This is a genomic window from Saccharothrix sp. HUAS TT1 (genome assembly GCF_040744945.1).
Lineage (GTDB): Bacteria > Actinomycetota > Actinomycetes > Mycobacteriales > Pseudonocardiaceae > Actinosynnema.
This window is the reverse complement of the sequence record NZ_CP160453.1, coordinates 8047054-8062270: the sequence shown is the minus strand read 5'-3', so window position 1 is coordinate 8062270 and position 15217 is coordinate 8047054. Positions and strand designations below refer to the sequence as shown.

Annotated in this window: 16 protein-coding genes; 11 read left to right on the top strand and 5 right to left on the bottom strand. The window is 73.2% G+C overall.

Going from position 1 to position 15217, the window contains the following annotated elements; genetic code table 11:
* Positions 1-22: 22 nt before the first annotated feature.
* Both AB0F89_RS35260 and rocD read right to left on the bottom strand, forming a co-directional pair.
* Positions 23-1396: a DUF2252 domain-containing protein gene (locus AB0F89_RS35260; protein ID WP_367130475.1), complete on the bottom strand. Its 1374-nt coding sequence runs from the start codon at positions 1394-1396 to the stop codon at positions 23-25.
* A 62-nt stretch (positions 1397-1458) separates the two neighbouring features.
* Positions 1459-2700 (bottom strand): ornithine--oxo-acid transaminase, encoded by a 1242-nt coding sequence (gene rocD / locus AB0F89_RS35255; protein WP_367130474.1) that lies wholly within the window; start codon positions 2698-2700, stop codon positions 1459-1461.
* A gap of 141 nt (positions 2701-2841) precedes the next feature.
* Here rocD and AB0F89_RS35250 point away from each other — a divergent pair, with 141 nt between their 5' ends.
* From AB0F89_RS35250 to AB0F89_RS35225, 6 genes are all read left to right on the top strand, one after another.
* Positions 2842-3711 (top strand): PPK2 family polyphosphate kinase, encoded by an 870-nt coding sequence (locus AB0F89_RS35250; RefSeq protein WP_367130472.1) that lies wholly within the window; start codon positions 2842-2844, stop codon positions 3709-3711.
* A gap of 142 nt (positions 3712-3853) precedes the next feature.
* Positions 3854-4927, top strand: a complete 1074-nt coding sequence (locus AB0F89_RS35245) for a lactonase family protein (protein WP_367130470.1) — start codon at positions 3854-3856, stop codon at positions 4925-4927.
* Positions 4928-4967: 40 nt separating this feature from the next.
* A complete protein-coding gene (locus AB0F89_RS35240; RefSeq protein ID WP_367130468.1) occupies positions 4968-5714 on the top strand; it encodes an SGNH/GDSL hydrolase family protein in 747 nt (248 codons plus the stop codon).
* A gap of 233 nt (positions 5715-5947) precedes the next feature.
* A complete protein-coding gene (locus AB0F89_RS35235) occupies positions 5948-6742 on the top strand; it encodes a HipA family kinase (RefSeq protein ID WP_367130466.1) in 795 nt (264 codons plus the stop codon).
* Positions 6726-7115, top strand: coding sequence for a DUF3037 domain-containing protein (locus tag AB0F89_RS35230; protein ID WP_367130464.1), 390 nt, complete (start codon positions 6726-6728; stop codon positions 7113-7115). Before AB0F89_RS35235 ends, AB0F89_RS35230 begins: the two co-directional genes overlap by 17 nt.
* A gap of 72 nt (positions 7116-7187) precedes the next feature.
* Positions 7188-8297, top strand: coding sequence for an LCP family protein (locus AB0F89_RS35225; protein WP_367130462.1), 1110 nt, complete (start codon positions 7188-7190; stop codon positions 8295-8297).
* 56 nt (positions 8298-8353) lie between these two features.
* Here the strand turns inward: AB0F89_RS35225 and AB0F89_RS35220 are convergent, their stop codons facing one another.
* Positions 8354-8833 (bottom strand): hypothetical protein, encoded by a 480-nt coding sequence (locus AB0F89_RS35220; RefSeq protein ID WP_367139189.1) that lies wholly within the window; start codon positions 8831-8833, stop codon positions 8354-8356.
* Here AB0F89_RS35220 and AB0F89_RS35215 point away from each other — a divergent pair.
* Together AB0F89_RS35215 and AB0F89_RS35210 are read left to right on the top strand one after the other, a co-directional pair.
* Positions 8799-9158: a hypothetical protein gene (locus tag AB0F89_RS35215; RefSeq protein ID WP_367130461.1), complete on the top strand. Its 360-nt coding sequence runs from the start codon at positions 8799-8801 to the stop codon at positions 9156-9158. The two genes, AB0F89_RS35220 and AB0F89_RS35215, sit on opposite strands and share 35 nt — an antisense overlap.
* Positions 9041-9370, top strand: coding sequence for a TetR/AcrR family transcriptional regulator C-terminal domain-containing protein (locus tag AB0F89_RS35210; protein ID WP_367139139.1), 330 nt, complete (start codon positions 9041-9043; stop codon positions 9368-9370). The genes AB0F89_RS35215 and AB0F89_RS35210 overlap by 118 nt, the downstream gene beginning before the upstream one ends.
* Positions 9371-9374: 4 nt before the next feature.
* Here AB0F89_RS35210 and AB0F89_RS35205 read toward each other — a convergent pair whose 3' ends face one another.
* Positions 9375-9590 (bottom strand): hypothetical protein, encoded by a 216-nt coding sequence (locus AB0F89_RS35205; protein WP_367130460.1) that lies wholly within the window; start codon positions 9588-9590, stop codon positions 9375-9377.
* 194 nt (positions 9591-9784) lie between these two features.
* Here AB0F89_RS35205 and AB0F89_RS35200 point away from each other — a divergent pair, with 194 nt between their 5' ends.
* From AB0F89_RS35200 to AB0F89_RS35190, 3 genes are read left to right on the top strand one after another with little or no spacing between them, the layout of a single operon-like run.
* Positions 9785-10552, top strand: a complete 768-nt coding sequence (locus AB0F89_RS35200) for a 3-hydroxybutyrate dehydrogenase (protein ID WP_367130458.1) — start codon at positions 9785-9787, stop codon at positions 10550-10552.
* 37 nt (positions 10553-10589) lie between these two features.
* On the top strand, positions 10590-11927 hold the full coding sequence (locus AB0F89_RS35195; protein ID WP_367130456.1) for an MFS transporter: 1338 nt from the start codon (positions 10590-10592) through the stop codon (positions 11925-11927).
* A 4-nt stretch (positions 11928-11931) separates the two neighbouring features.
* The gene (locus AB0F89_RS35190) at positions 11932-13779 is read left to right on the top strand and encodes a helix-turn-helix domain-containing protein (RefSeq protein ID WP_367130454.1); all 1848 of its coding nucleotides are present in this window, start codon (positions 11932-11934) and stop codon (positions 13777-13779) included.
* Positions 13780-13829: 50 nt separating this feature from the next.
* Here AB0F89_RS35190 and AB0F89_RS35185 read toward each other — a convergent pair whose 3' ends face one another.
* Complete coding sequence (locus tag AB0F89_RS35185) at positions 13830-15107, bottom strand: tannase/feruloyl esterase family alpha/beta hydrolase (protein WP_367139137.1); 1278 nt, start codon at positions 15105-15107, stop codon at positions 13830-13832.
* Between the last annotated feature and the right edge of the window lie 110 nt (positions 15108-15217).

The window sequence follows — 15217 nt, the reverse complement described above, 5'->3', positions numbered from 1 at the left end:
CACTCCAGGAGCGGCCGGCGGGTCATCCGACCTCGGCGGGCAGCCGGCCGGACCGGACCGCGGCGACCAACCGCTCGTGGTCGGCGCAGGTCCGATCGGCGTAGTCCAGCGCGTACCGGGCGATGGCCCCGTCCAGCTCCTCGCCGCCGGCGCAGTACCCCGCCAGCAGCCGGGGGTCCAGCGAGCGGCTGTGCGCCCTGGCCAGCAGCGCGCCCGCCAGCCGGCCGTAGTCGTCCAGGGCGTCCCGCCGCAGCCTGGTCGCGTCGATCTCGCCCTTGCGGTTGCGGAACTGCCGGACGATGTAGGGCCGCCCGTCGATCGTGGTCCACCCGAGCAGGATGTCGGTCTCGGCCTGCACGAGCCGCGCGCCGTGCACGATCCGCTTGCCCTCGTGCTTCACCGGCGGCGTGCCGAGGAACGGCGCCAGCGCCGACGGCCGGGCCTCCTTCGCCTGCAGCACCAGCGCCTCGTCGCCGTTGCCGTGCAGCAGCACCAGGTAGTTGCGCCACCCGACGCTGCCGGTGCCGACCACCCGGAACGCCACGTCCGACACGCTGTAGCGCATGATCAGGTTGTACCGCGACTCGCGCAGGGTGTCCACATAGGACGGAAGCGCGTCCACCACGGACTCCGCGACCTCCGGCGATATCCGCGACAGCACCGGCGGGTCCGGGACGAACCGGATGTGCTCGCCCTCGCGCCTGGTCCACCTCGCCGCCACCCTGGCGCTGGTGTTCCGGCGCGCCTTGGACGCCGCCTTGGTGAAGTTCTCCAGCAGGTCGTCCGCCTTGGACTTGGACAGCGCCGACTCGTCGCCCAGCGCGCTCCACGACTCCAGGAACGGGATCTCGGCCAGGTGCCGCATCGCGCCCCGGTACGCGCGCACCGCGTCGGACGCCGCGTCGCGGCAGCCCTTCTCCGACACCCCGCCCTCGCGACCCGCCAGCACCAGCGACGTCGCCAGCCGCTTCAGGTCCCACTCCCACGGTCCGGGCAGCGTCTCGTCGAAGTCGTTGACGTCCATCACGATCGACCCCTCGGGCGTGCCGTAGAGGCCGAAGTTCGCCGCGTGCGCGTCACCGCACAGCTGGGCGTCCAACCCGCTGCGCGCGCCGGCGGCCAGGTCACCCGCCATCAGCCCGGCGCTGCCCCGGAAGAACGCGAACGGCGAGGCGAGCATCCGGCCGATGCGCAAAGGCACCAAATCGGACAGTCGGCCCTCGTTGGAGGCGTTCAGGAACTCGACCACGGTCGGCCGGTCCGGTGCGAGCGCCACCTCGCGGTGCGCGTCGTGGCCGACCGTCGCCCGCAGCTCGCGGCCGCGCGCCAGGACTTCCCCCGGGTCCACCCACTGTCCCAGCGCGACGGCCGCGACGGCCCGCTTGCGTTCACCCATAGCGGTAAGGATGCCTGCCGGACCGCGGGGATGCGCCTACCTCCACATGTCCGTGACCTGCGTTAACGCTGGGTGGTCAGCACCTCGCTGATCGCGTCGACACCCAGGTCCAACTCCTCCCGCGTGATGACGAGCGGGGGAGCGACGCGCAGCGTGCTGTCCTGGGTCTCCTTGCACAGCACGCCGAGCCGGGCCAGCGCCTCCGACGCGGCGCGCCCGCGCGGTCCGCCGGGCGCGATCTCGACGCCGGCCCACAGCCCGCGCCCGCGCACCTCGGCCACGCCGTGCCCGACCAGCTCGCCCAGCCGCGCGTGCAGGTGCGCGCCCAGCTCGCGGGACCGCTGCTGGAACTCGCCGGTGGCCAGCAGCCGCACCACGGCCCGGCCGACCGCGCACGCCAGCGGGTTGCCGCCGAACGTCGACCCGTGCTCACCGGGCCGCAGCACGCCCAGCACGGCGTGGCTGCCGACCACCGCCGACACCGGCACGATGCCGCCGCCCAGCGCCTTGCCCAGCGTGTACAGGTCGGCCCGCACGCCCTCGTGGTCCAGCGCCAGCAGGTCGCCGGTGCGGCCCAGGCCGGACTGGATCTCGTCCGCGATCAGCAGCACGTCGTGCTCGTCGCACAGCGCCCGCACGCCCGCCAGGTAGCCCGCGGGCGGCACGACCACGCCCGCCTCGCCCTGGATCGGCTCCAGCAGCACCGCCGCGGTCCGCTCGGTGATCGCGTCGCGCAGCGCGTCCAGCGACCCGTACCCGACCACCTTGAACCCCGGCGTGAACGGCCCGAAGTCGCCGCGCGCGGTGTCGTCGGTGGAGAACGAGACGATCGTGGTGGTGCGGCCGTGGAAGTTCGACCCGGCGACGACGATCTCCGCGGCCCCGTCCGGCACGCCCTTGACCCGGTACGCCCACTTCCGGGCCACCTTGATCGCCGACTCGACCGCCTCCGCGCCGGAGTTCATCGCGAGCACCACCTCGGTGCCGGTCAGCTCGGCCAGCTCGCGGCAGAACGGGCCGAACTGGTCGTGGTGGAACGCGCGGCTGGTGAGCGTGACCCGGCCCAGCTGCTCGACGGCGGCGGCGACCAGGTCGGGGTGGCGGTGGCCGAAGTTCAGCGACGAGTAGCCGGACAGGAAGTCGAGGTAGCGGCGGCCGTCGACGTCGGTCACCCACGAGCCCTCGCCGTGCGAGATCACCACCGGCAGCGGGTGGTAGTTGTGCGTGCTCCACTCCTCGTCGAGCGTGATGAAGTGCGCTGAGTTCGGTGCGTGCCCGGCGACGGGTGAGGCGAGGACGGTCATGTCACCAGGCTAAGGGGCCTGCGCCAGCGATTTCATCCGCCAGGCGTTGCGCGTCCGGTGTGTTCGTTGCGCAATCGGGCGATTTCGCGGCGATCCGTTGCACAGCGGGTACGGTCAAGATCAGCGGGATACCCTGCGACGATGGCCGACAAATCCGCGCAGGTCCAGCCGATATCGGACGCCTTCCGGGTGGACCCGGACCACTTCGAGCTGGCGGGCGTCGACCCCTCCGGCACGCCGGTCGGGCCGCGGTCGAAAGCCGCCGCCGTCGTCGACATGGCGAAGATCGGCGACGAGCTGGACGGGCTGCAGGAACGGCTCTACGCCGAGGGCACGGGTGGTGGCCACCGGCGGGTGCTGCTGGTCCTCCAGGGCATGGACACCTCCGGCAAGGGCGGCACGATCCGGCACGTCGCGGGCCTGGTCAACCCGCAGGGCCTGCGCATCGCGTCGTTCAAGAAGCCGACCCGGGCCGAGCTGCGGCACGACTTCCTGTGGCGGATCCGCCGCCAGGTGCCGCCGCCCGGCTACATCGGCGTGTTCGACCGCTCGCACTACGAGGACGTGCTGATCGCGCGGGTGGACAACCTGGTGCCGTCGACCGAGTGGCGGCGCCGGTACCGGCAGATCAACGCCTTCGAGGCGGAGCTGGCCGGCCAGGGTGTGACGATCGTCAAGTGCTTCCTGCACATCTCGCCGGAGCGGCAGCGGGAACGGCTCATCGCCCGGCTGGAGGACCCCCTCAAGCTCTGGAAGTACAACCCGGGCGACCTGGAGGTGCGCTCGAAGTTCTCCCGCTACCAGCTCGCCTACCAGGACGCGCTGGTCAAGTGCTCGACGCCGGCCGCGCCGTGGTTCGCCGTCCCGTCGGACCGCAAGTGGTACCGCAACTGGGTGGTGGCGCGGCTGCTGCTGGAGGCGCTGCGGGACCTGGCGCCCGCGTACCCCGAACCCTCGTACGATCCGGCGGTCGAGTTGGCACGGCTCCGGGACGCCGACCCGTTGCGCTAGACGCAATCTTCATTGCGCCTCTTGCTTGTTCAGGGTGGTCCAGGCCACTGTGGGATCGCCGCGGGCGGTCGAGCGGAGGTTCGGTGTGGTGGTGGACAGGCGGCGGTTCCTGGGTGCCGTTGGCGTGGGAGCGGGGTTGCTGATGACCGAGGGCGTATCCGGGGCCGAGGAGCTGCTGGGGCGGGCGGAGGTCCGCGCCTACCTGGGCACCTACACCTCCTGGCCGGGAGGTGGCACGGGCCTCGGCCTGGGCGCGTACGACCCGTCGACCGGCCGGTTGCGCGTCACCGGCGTGGTGCCGGACGTGGTCAACCCGTCGTTCGTGATCGACGCGGGGCGGCACGTGTACGTGGTCAACGAGAAGTCCGACGGTGAGGTGACCGCCTTGGCGGTCGGCCCGGACGGCGTGCCGAAGGTGGTCGGCAGCCGGAGCACCGGCGGCGCGGACCCGTGCCACCTGGCGCTGCACAGGGGGTTCCTGCTGTCGGCCAACTACAGCTCGGGCAGCGTGGCCGTGCACCCGGTGCTGCCCGACGGCTCGCTGGGCGAGCGCACCGACCTGGTCGAGCACCGGGGCGCCGGACCGGACCCGGACCGGCAGGAGGGGCCGCACGCGCACCAGGTGCTGCCCGACCCGACCGGCGAGTTCGTGCTGGCCGTAGACCTGGGCACCGACTCGGTCCACAGCTACCGCCTCGGTGACGAGGGCAAGCTGACCCTGACCGGCACGGCCCGCGTGCACGCCGGCGCGGGGCCGAGGCACCTGGCGTTCCACCCCTCGGGCCGGTTCGCCTACATCGCCAACGAACTCGACTCCACCGTCGTGGTGGCGAGCTACGACCGCGGCGTGCTCAAGCCGGGCCCGAAGCTGAGCACCCTCCCGGCCGGCGCGCCGACCACGCCGCGCAACTACCCGGCCGAGGTGCTGGTGTCGGCGGACGGGCGGTTCGTCTACCTGTCCAACCGGGGCCACGACAGCGTGGCCGTGTTCGCCGTGGAACGCGGCGGCGCGGCGCTGCGGCTGGTCGAGGCGACGCCGGTCGGCGGGAAGTTCCCCCGGCACTTGGAGCTGGACGCGTCCGGCCGGTTCCTGCTGGCGGCCAACCAGAACTCCGACTCGGTCACCGCGTTCGCGGTCGACCGGCGGACCGGCGGGTTGCGGCTCGCGCACACCACCGCCGCGCCCATCCCGGTGTGCGTCGCCCTGAAGGGTTAACTTCCGCCGGCGGCACCATCCACAGTGGTAGGCCGGGGACATGAAGGTGATGGCGTTCGCGCTGCTCGTGTCCATGGTCCCCGCGCCCGCCGCGCCGGAGCTCGTCGCGTTGGGCGACTCCTACGCGGCGGGCCTCGGCGCGGGCGACGAGGCGTCCGACGACTGCCGGCAGAGCCCGCACGCGTACCCGAGGCTGTGGGGCGAGCGCACCGGCGCGTCCGTGGTGCTGGCGGCGTGCGCGGGGGCCCGGACCGGCGAGGTGGCGGAGCAGGCCGAGCGCATCACGGCCGCGACCACGCTGGTGACGATCACGGCGGGCGGCAACGACGCGGGGTTCAGCGACGTCATGACGACGTGCACGCTGGGCAGCGACGAGGAGTGCGCGGCGCGGACCGGCGAGGCGGAGCGGTTCATCCGCGACGAGCTGCCCGGCCGGCTGGACGGGCTGTACGGCGCGGTGCGCGACCGCACGTCGGCCGACGTCGTCGTGCTGGGCTACCCGCGGCTGTTCTCGTTCGAGTCGTGGTGCCTGATGAGCGAGGCGAAGCGCCGTTCGGTGAACCGGGCGGCCGACGCGCTGGCCGAGGTGACCGCGGACCGGACGGCCGCGGTCGGGTTCGCGTACGCCGACGTGCGGGAGGCGTTCGCGGGCCACGGCGTGTGCGCCGACGACTCGTGGCTGAACGGCCTGGTCCTGGTCCCGGTCGACCGCTCCTACCACCCGAACCGGGCGGGCCAGGAGTCCGGCTACCTCACCGCCCTGACCAAAGCCACCTCACCCAACTAACCCCCCACTCGCCCCCGCCCCTCACCTCCCACCCAACTGCTCCTTCCCCTTCCCCTTCCCCCCTCCCCCTGCCCCCTTCCCCCTGCCCCCTTGCCCCACCCGCGAGGTCGCGTCGACCGTTCACTCCTCATTTCCCGACGATCACGCCCTTCGATCGTCGGGAAATGAGGAGTGAACGGTCGACTTCCAGGCGACCGAGCCGCCGCCTGCGAAGCAGCGGCAAAATAAACACCGTGAACCCCACGAACGGGCTGCGCAGAGTCGCGGCCACGCGTTACGTCACGCCCTTCCGGGAGGGCGGTTCCCTGCCCGGCCTGGTCGAAGCCGACGACCTCGGCATGTACGTGCTCAAGTTCCGCGGCGCGGGCCAGGGCGTGAAGGCGCTGATCGCCGAGATCGTCGTCGGCGAGCTGGCTCGCCGCCTCGGCTTCCGGGTGCCCGAGATCGTGCTGGTCGAGCTGGACCCGGAGCTGGGCCGCGCCGAGCCCGACCAGGAGGTCCAGGAGCTGCTGAAGGCCAGCGGCGGGCTCAACCTCGGGCTGGACTACCTGCCCGGCTCGTTCGACTACAACCCGGTGGTGCGGGAGCCGGGCGCCGACCTCGCCACCCGGCTGCTGTGGCTGGACGCCCTCACGCTCAACGTCGACCGCAGCTGGCGCAACCCGAACACGCTGCTCTGGCACCGCGAGCTGTGGCTGATCGACCACGGCGCCTCGCTGTACTTCCACCACTCCTGGCGGCCGGAGAAGTTCCCGGCGGCGAGCTACCGGTTCGACGTCGCCGACCACCTCGTGCTGCCGTTCGCCGGTCCCCTGGCCGACGTGGACGCGGAGCTGACCGCCCGCGTCACGCCCGAGCTGGTGCGCGAGGTGCTGGCGCTGGTGCCCGACCAGTGGCTGGCGCAGGACGAGTCGTTCGGCACGCCGCAGGCCGTGCGCGAGGCGTACGAGTCGTTCTTCACCGCCCGCCTGGCCGCGCCGCGGACCTGGGTCGACGCTCTGGAGGCCGCCCGTGCCGCACGTGTTTGAGTACGCGCTGCTGCGCGCCGTGCCCCGGCAGGAGCGCGGCGAGTCGGTCAACGTCGGCGTGCTGGTCTACTGCAAGGAGCTGGACTTCCTCGGCGCGCGCGTGCACGTCGACGAGCGGCGGGTGCTGGCGCTGGACCCGTTCCTGGACGTCGAGGTGCTGCGGGCGAGCCTGGAGCACCTGGGGCTGTCGTGCGACGGGGCGCCGACGGCGGGACCGGTGTCGCGCACGTCGGCGGGCCAGCGCTTCCGCTGGCTGACCGCGCCGCGCAGCACCATCATCCAGACCTCGCCCGCGCACACCGGCCTGACCGACGACCCGGAGGCCGAGCTGGACCGCCTGCTGGCGGCGCTCGTGCTGCCGCCCGACCACTAGGGTGGGCAACCTCTTGCGCCGCACCGCGTCTATAGGTGCGAGCAGTGACCGACACACGGACGGGGTCGCGTGATGAACGCCGGATACCAGCAGGGCGGGTATCAGCAGGGCGGGTACCGACAGGGCAGGCCGCAGCAACCGCCGCGCAGGCCGCAGCCGGGCGGGTACCAGCAGCAGCCGCGCCCGACAGCCGCCTACGCGCAAGCCCGGCCACGCCCGGCGGCCAAGCGCCGCAAGCCGAGGATCGGTCGCGCCATCGGCGTCGTGCTGGTGCTGCTGCTGGCGTTCGGGATCGGCCTGTGGTTCTACGTCGACGGGTCGCTGCGCCGGATCGACGCGCTGGCCGACTACCCGGACCGGCCCGCCGACACGCCCGGCACCAACTGGCTGCTGGTCGGATCGGACGCGCGCGACGACCTGACCGAGGAGCAGAAGGCCGACCTGGCCACCGGTGACGCGGGCGGCCGGCGCACGGACACCATCATGCTGCTGCACATCCCGGAGGGCTCCGGGAAGTCGACGTTGGTGAGCGTGCCCCGGGACTCCTATGTGGACATCCCCGGCAACGGCAAGAACAAGATCAACGCGGCGTTCGCGTTCGGCGGGCCGTCGTTGCTGGTGCAGACCGTCGAGGGCGCCACGGGCATCCACGTCGACCACTACATGGAGATCGGCTTCGGCGGGTTCGCCGGCATCGTGGACGCGGTCGGCGGCGTGGACATGTGCATCGACGAGCCGATGCAGGACCCGTTGGCGGGCCTGGACCTCCAGCCCGGCTGCCAGGAGCTGGACGGCGCCCAGGCGCTGGGCTTCGTCCGCACCAGGGCGTTCGCCACGGCCGACCTCCAGCGGGTGGAGAACCAGCGCAAGTTCCTCGCCGCCCTGACCGACAAGGCGACGAGCTTCGGCACGCTGGCCAACCCGTTCCGGGCGTTCCCGCTGCTGTTCGCGGGCACCGACTCGATCTCGGTGAACTCCGACGACCACCTGCACCACCTCGCGGGCATGGCGTTCGCCATGGGCGGGGGAGTGGACACGGTGACCGTGCCGGTGGGCGGCACGCCGACCGTGCCGGGCGCGGGCTCGGTCGTGCAGTGGGACCGGGAGAACGCGCTGCGCCTGTTCGGCGCGCTGGAGAAGGACGAGCCGGTGCCGGCCGACCTGCTCCCGGCGCCGAAGTAGCGGATGCGCACCGCGATCGGGCCGTCGGGGATCGCTCCCCGGCGGCCCGATCGCTTTCACGCGGTCGTGACCGGGACGTCCGGGACGCCGAGCAGCCGCACCGCCCGCGGCACGACGACCGCGCCCGCGAGGATCATCCCGCCGGCCACCACGCACGCCACCCACCAGTGCGCCCCGTCGTGCAGCGCTCCCGCCACCAGGCTGCCGACCGCCGCGCCGCAGGCGAGAGGTGCGCTCTCCGCCAGCGCGTACCCCGCGCACGACACCGCGTAGAGCAGCGCGCCGGTGGCGGCGGTGAGGCGTCGTTCCCACCGGTCGGCCAGCACGCCCGCCAACGGCCGCGCGACCACCGACAGCGCCATCTCGCGGCGGCGAGTGCTGGAACTGCTCTGGCGGGACGACCGCAGACCGGCCCGCGGCCCGCGCCGCGGGCTGACGGCGGAACGGATCGTGGCCGCCGCGATCGAGGTCGTGGAGGTCGAGGGGCTGGGCGCGCTGTCCATGCGCCGGGCGGCGGAGGAGCTGGGCGTCGGCACGGCGTCGCTCTACACCTACCTGCCGGGCAAGGCGGAGCCGGCGGCCCTGATGGCGGACTCGGTCGCGGCCGAGGACCCGCTGCCGGACGCCGGCCCGGCGACTGGCGGGCCGAGGTGGAGGCGTGAGCCCGCGCCGACCACGAGGGCTTCCGCAGGCGCCCGTGGGTGCTGCACCTGGTCTCCGCCGGGCTCGCGCCGGGGCCGAACCTGCTGCGGTGGCTGGACTCGGCGCTGCGGGTGCTGGACGGCACCGGCCCGACCGGGGCGGAGGGCGTGGCGGTGGTCGAGTCGGTCGACGCGTACGTGCGCGGCCAGGCGCGGCTGAGCCTCGACGCCCGCGAGCAGAGCCCCGAGGAGGCGCGCGAGCGCGACGCCGCGCTCGGCGAGCTGGTGGACTTCTCGGCCTACCCGGCGCCGGCGCGGGTGGTGCGGGCCGGTGTCGGGCCGTACTCGGAGGACGGGTTCGAGTTCGGCCTCCGGTTGCTGCTGGACGGCGTCGAAGCCCTCATCGGCTCGAAGAGCGCGTCGACGCCGTGACCCCTCAGCTCTCGGCCGGCGTGTCCGGGGTGTCCGTCGCGGTCGGTGCGGCGGGCGCGGTGGGTGCGGCGGGCGCGGTGGGTGCGGTGGGTGCGGCGGGCGCGGTCGGCTCGTCGGTGGTGGCGTCGGCGGCGGCCTGGACCGCCTCGGCGGCCTCGCTGACGAGGATGATGCCCTCGAACTCGCGCAGCAGGTCGTCGTAGATCGGCGTGAGTGACACTTCGTAACCCCCAAGACGTCTTTCGTCCCCCGAACGGGCCAAAGCAGCCTACATACGAGTCCTGTCCGCTTCACCCCGTATGTGACAACCCGATCATTTCCCCGCTAACTGTTGGCTAAACACATCCACCGCCCACGGGTTGTGGGGCTTGGTCACATGTCCGCTGAACCGCAGGTCACCTAGCGTTTCGGCCCATGACGAGTGTCCCCGGTCACAGCGACGACCTGTCCGGTCGCACCGCCCTGGTCACCGGCGCCGGCAGCGGCATCGGGCGGGCCTGCGCGGTCGCCCTCGCCCGAGCCGGGGCGAAGGTGCTCCTGGTCGACCGCGACGGCGACGCGGTCGCCGAGGTGGCCCGCGAGACCGGCGGCGCGGAGCACGTGGTCGACCTGTCCGACGTCGACCCCGCCCGCGACCTGCCGACCGAGGTCGACGTCCTGGTCAACAACGCGGGGCTGCAGCACGTCGCGCCGGTGCACGAGTTCCCGCCCGACCGGTTCGAGCTGCTGCAGCGGGTGATGGTGACCGCGCCGTTCCTGCTGGCCCGGCACGTGCTGCCGCACATGTACCAGCGCGGCTGGGGCCGGGTGGTGAACGTCTCCAGCGTGCACGGCTCGCGGGCCAGCGCGTTCAAGTCGGCCTACGTCGCCGCCAAGCACGGCCTGGAAGGGCTGAGCAAGGTCATCGCGCTGGAGGGCGCGCCGCACGGCGTGACCAGCAACTGCGTCAGCCCCGGCTACGTGCGCACGCCGCTGGTGGAGAACCAGGTCGCCGACCAGGCCCGCGCGCACGGCATCGGACCCGAGCAGGTGCTGACCGACGTGATGCTCACCCGGCACGCCATCAAGCAGCTCATCGAACCGGCCGAGGTGGCCTCCGTCGTGCTGTGGCTGTGCGGCGCGCACTCCGGCCACGTCACCGGTTCGTCTTTCACGATCGACGGCGGCTGGACCGCCCAGTGAAGCCCCCACCCCCCTCCCCAACGAAGTGGTGACCGACATGACCAACGCCGCACCGCCGCAGCCGAAACCGTCCTTCGCCAAGGTCGTCGTGGCCAGCCTGATCGGCACGACGATCGAGTGGTACGACTTCTTCCTCTACGGCTCCGCCGCCGCCCTGGTGTTCAACAAGCTGTTCTTCCCCACCGCGGACCCGCTCACCGGCACGCTGCTCGCGTTCACCACCTACGCGATCGGCTTCCTGGCCCGCCCGCTGGGCGGCCTGGTGTTCGGCCACTTCGGCGACAAGCTCGGCCGCAAGAAGCTGCTCGTGCTCAGCCTCGTGCTGATGGGCGGCGCCACGTTCGCCATGGGCCTGCTGCCCACCTACGCCGCCATCGGCGTCGGCGCGCCGCTGCTGCTGACGTTCCTGCGCCTGGTGCAGGGCTTCGCCCTCGGCGGCGAGTGGGGTGGCGCGGTGCTCATCGTGTCCGAGCACGGCAGCGCCGAACGACGCGGCTTCTGGGCCTCCTGGCCGCAGGCGGGCGTCCCCATGGGCAACCTGCTCGCCACCGCCGTCCTCGCCGTGCTGGCCGCCGTGCAGACCGACGAGGCGTTCCTGTCCTGGGGCTGGCGCGTGCCGTTCCTGCTCTCCGGCTTCCTCGTCCTGATCGGGCTCTGGATCCGGCTCAGCGTGTCGGAGTCGCCCGTCTTCCTGGAGGCGCAGCGCAAGGCCGAGCTGAGCAAGGCCCCCGAGAAGCCGCCGATCGTGGCCGTCGTGCGCCACCACTGGCGCGAGGTGCTGATCGCGATGGGCGCGCGCATGGCGGAGAACGTGTCCTACTACGTGATCACCGCGTTCATCCTGGTCTACATCACCACGGAGCTGGGCATGCCGCGCTCGACGGGGCTCAACGCGGTGCTGATCGCGTCGTTCGCGCACCTGGTGACGATCCCGATGTGGGGCGCGCTGTCGGACCGGATCGGCCGCCGCACCACGTACCTGATCGGCACGGTCGGCATCGGCCTGTGGATGTTCGCGTTCTTCGCCCTGCTGGACACCCGGTCGTTCGTCCCGATGACGCTGGCCGTCACCGTCGGCCTGGTGCTGCACGGCGCGATGTACGGCCCGCAGGCCGCGTTCTTCTCCGAGCTGTTCGGCACGAAGGTCCGCTACTCGGGCGCGTCCATCGGCTACCAGCTGGCGTCGATCGCGGCGGGCGCGGTGGCGCCGCTCATCGCGACCGCGCTGCTCGCGGCCTACGACAGCACCTTCCCGGTGGTGCTCTACGTGCTCGGGATGTGCGTGCTGACGGTGATCGCGGTGCTGGCGGCCAAGGAGACCAGGGGCAGCTCGCTGAACCGCACCGACGACGCCCGGACGTCGGTGCGAGCATGAGGGCATGAGTGAGGCGGACGCGGTGGAGCACCTGCTGGAACTGCTCGACCTGCTCGCGACCGACGCGGGCAGCGAGCGGCTGGCGGCGGTGCTCCCCGCGGCCCGCGCGGCGGGCGTGCCGGACGCCGAGCTGGACCGCGTCGCCCGCGCCACCGAGTGGGCGCTGCGGATCCGCCGCACGCTCACCGCGCACCGCCGCCGCGAGGCCGAGCTGGAAGCGCTGTTCGACACGGCCAACGACCTGGCGGGCGTGCGCGACCCGGACGCCGTGCTGCGGTCCATCGTGCGGCGGGCCCGCCTGCTGCTCGGCGCGGACATCGCCTACCTGAGCATGAACGAGCCCGGCCGCGGCACGTACATGCGGGTCACCGACGGCTCGATCTCGGCGCTGTTCCAACAGGTCCGGCTCGGCATGGGCGAGGGCCTGGGCGGGCTGGTGGCGCAGACCGCGCGGCCGTACGTCACCGCCGACTACTTCGCCGACGACCGGTTCGACCACACCGGTCCCATCGACGCCGCCGTGCGCGACGAGGGCCTGGTCGCGATCCTCGGCGTGCCGCTCAAGCTGGACCGCCGGGTGATCGGCGTGCTCTACGCGGCCAACCGCTCGCCGCGCCAGTTCCCGCCGGACGAGGTCGCGCTGCTGTCGTCGCTGGCCGACCACGTGGCGATCGCGCTGGACACCGCGCACCTGCTGGAGGAGACGCGGTCGGCGGGCGAGACGATCCGCGCGCACAACGAGGCCATGCGCCGCGCCGAGGACGCCCACGACCGGCTCACCGACCTGGTGCTGCGCGGCGCGGACGTGCCCGAGGTGGCCGCCGCCGTGGCCAAGGTGCTCGACGGCGGGATCGTGGTGCACGACAGCGACGGCGTCGAGCTGGCCCGCATCGGCGCCACCCGCGCCCCCGAGCCCCGCGCGGCGGTCAACGCGTCCCGGGCCAGCGGTCGGGCCATCCCGCAGGACGGCACGTGGGTGTGCGCCGTGCTGGCCGGCCGGGAGCTGCTGGGCAGCATCACCCTCACCGACCGCCCGGACCTCGGCGACGCCGACCGCAGGCTGTTCGAGCGCGCGGGCGTGGTGACCGCCCTGCTGCTGCTCCTGCGCCGCACGGTCGCCGAGGCGGAGAACAAGGTCCGCGGCGAGCTGATCACCGACCTGCTGACCGCCGTCGTCGACCCGGTCGCGCTGCGCGCCCGGGCCCGCCGGGTTGGAGTGGAGCTGGTGTCCGACCACGTCGTGCTGGTCGCCGACGGCCCCCGGGACCGGCTCCTCGCCGCCGCCGCGCACCACGCGTCGTCGTGCCGCGGGCTGGCGGGCGCGCACGGCGAGCACGTGGTGCTGGTGCTGCCCGGCGCGGACCTGGCGTGCGCGGCGAAGGACGCGGCCAGGGTGCTGGGGCAGGCGGTCGGCCTGCCGGTGACCGTCGGCTCGGGCGGCCCGGCGCACGGCCCGGCCGAGGTCGCCGCCGCGCACGCCGAGGCCGTGCGGTGCCTCAAGGCGTTGCTCCAACTGGGCCGCGAGGGCACCGGCGGCACCCTCGCCGACCTCGGTTTCGTCGGCGTCCTGCTCGGCGACCGCGCCGACATCGCGGGCTACGTGCGGTCCACCCTCGGCCCGCTGCTGGACTACGACTCCAGCCGGGGCACCGAGCTGGTCCGGACGGTGACGGCGTACTTCGCCTGCGGCGCGAACCTGAGCCGGGCCAAGGACGAGCTGCACGTGCACGTGAACACGGTGGTGCAGCGGCTGGACCGGGTGGCGAGCCTGCTGGGCGACGACTGGCAGTCGCCGGAACGGGTGCTGGAGGTCCAGCTGGCGCTCAAGCTGATGAAGGTGCTGGGCGGGTAGGGTCCCGCCGCTCGGCGCCCCCAGTGCGCACCGAGCGGCGGGGGGTCGGGTCACGACAGCGCGCACTCCGTGGTGTTCACCGCCGCCGGACGCGGGACGGTCGCCGACGCGGGCGGCAGAGCGCCCGACGACAGCCAGGACTCCAGCGCGGTGAACGCCGAGCGGTGGCAGGGCGTCAGCGGGCGCAGGCGGTCCGGGAACGCGTCGAACAGCGAGTCCACGTGGGTGCCGCCCTCGATCCGGTAGTAGCGGAACAACGCGCCGCGACCCGCGCGGCGCACCATGTCCGCGTACACGTCGGAGTCGCGGGAGATGGGCAGCAGCACGTCCAGCGTGCCGTGCAGGGTCAGCATCGGCTTGCCGATCCGGCCGGTCAGCGCGATCCGCTGCACCGCCCGCTGCGCCTGCGGCCGTGCCGCGTAGTCGTAGTCGGCGTCGCACAGCGGCGTGCCGGGCGCGCAGAACGGCGTGCCCGCCTCCGCGCCGCCGTCCCACCCCGGGTCCAGCTCCTCGCGGTAGATCCGCTGCGTCAGGTCCCAGTAGTACTGGTGGTGGAACGGCCACAGGAACTCCGACTCGGCGGGGAAGCCGGCCGCCACCACCGCCTCCCGGTCACCGGCCGGGTAAGCCGCCAGCGCGGGCGGCAGGAACGTCAGCAGGTTCGGACCGGCCGCGGACCACAGCGTGCCCTCCCAGTCCACGCCGCCGTCGTACAGCTCCGGCCGGTTCTCCAGCTGCCACCGCACCAGGTAGCCGCCGTTGGACATGCCGGTGGCCAGCGTGCGCGACGGCGGCCGGCAGTAGCGCTGCGCCGCCACCACCTTCGCCGCCCTGGTCAGCTGGGTGACCCGGTGGTTCCACTCGGCGATCGCGTCGCCGGGCCGCTTGCCGTCGCGGTAGAAGGTCGCGCCGGTGTTGCCCTTGTCGGTCGCCGCGAACGCGTACCCGCGGGCCAGCACGAAGTCGCTGATCGCGCGGTCGTTGGCGTACTGCTCGCGCACGCCGGGGGAGCCCGCCACGACGAGCCCGCCGTTCCAGCGCTCCGGCAGCCGGATGACGAACTGCGAGTCGTGCGCCCAGCCGTTGTTGGTGTTGCCGGTGGAGGTGTCGGGGAAGTAGCCGTCCACCTGCGTGCCGGGCACCGGCGTCGGCGCGGGCAGGCCGGCGGGGGTGAGGCCCGCCCAGTCGGCCGGGTCGGTGCGCCCGCCCGCGGTGGACAGGTCGGCGAGCCGGGTCAGTTCCTGGTGCTCGGCACCGGGCACGCGCAGGGGCCCGCATCCTTGGGCGGACGCGGGAACGGCCTGCGCCGTCGTCGCGAGGAGCGTCAGCGCTGCGATCAGCGGAACGGCTTTGTTCACCCCAGGCACGGTAAAACCGCGGGCCCGGCCGCGGAATGGCGTCGACCGCCATGGCCGGTGGGGCGGATGTGGTGCGTGGA